At 64.1% G+C, this 562-nt stretch carries 1 protein-coding gene; it reads left to right on the forward strand.

Annotated elements, in window-relative coordinates; genetic code table 11:
* Nucleotides 1-562: phosphopantetheine-binding protein (locus HX786_RS31175; protein ID WP_178913060.1), on the forward strand; the 562-nt coding region annotated here is incomplete at both ends.

The raw sequence follows: 562 nt of genomic DNA on the forward strand, positions 1-562 counted from the left end.
GCGATCTGGCAGGACGTGCTCAAGGTGCCGCAGATTGGCGTCAGCGATAACTTCTTCGAGCTGGGCGGCGACTCGATCATCTCGATCCAGGTGGTCAGCCGTGCGCGCCAGGCCGGGATTCGTTTTACCCCCAAAGAGCTGTTCCAGCACCAGACCGTACAAGGCCTGGCCTCGGTGGCGCAGTTGGGCGAGGGCGCACTGCTGATCGATCAGGGCCCGGTGACCGGCGACAGCGTGTTGCTGCCGATCCATCAGGCATTTTTCGATACGGCGATTCCCGAGCGGCACCACTGGAACCAGTCGGTACTGCTCAAGACCACGCAGCCGTTGAACCCTGAACATCTGGAACAAGCCCTGCACGCCTTGCTGGTGCAGCACGATGCCTTGCGCGTGAGCTTCGTCCGGCAGGCCGATGGCTGGCGAGCGACTTACCAGCCGGTCAGCGAGCAACCTTTGCTGTGGCAACGCAGCATCGTCGACGCTTCGGCGCTGGAGCAACTGGGCGACGAAGCCCAGCGCAGCCTGGACCTGGGCAATGGCCCACTGCTGCGCGCGGTGCTGG

It is taken from the genome of Pseudomonas sp. 21615526 (assembly GCF_013386245.1).
GTDB lineage: Bacteria > Pseudomonadota > Gammaproteobacteria > Pseudomonadales > Pseudomonadaceae > Aquipseudomonas.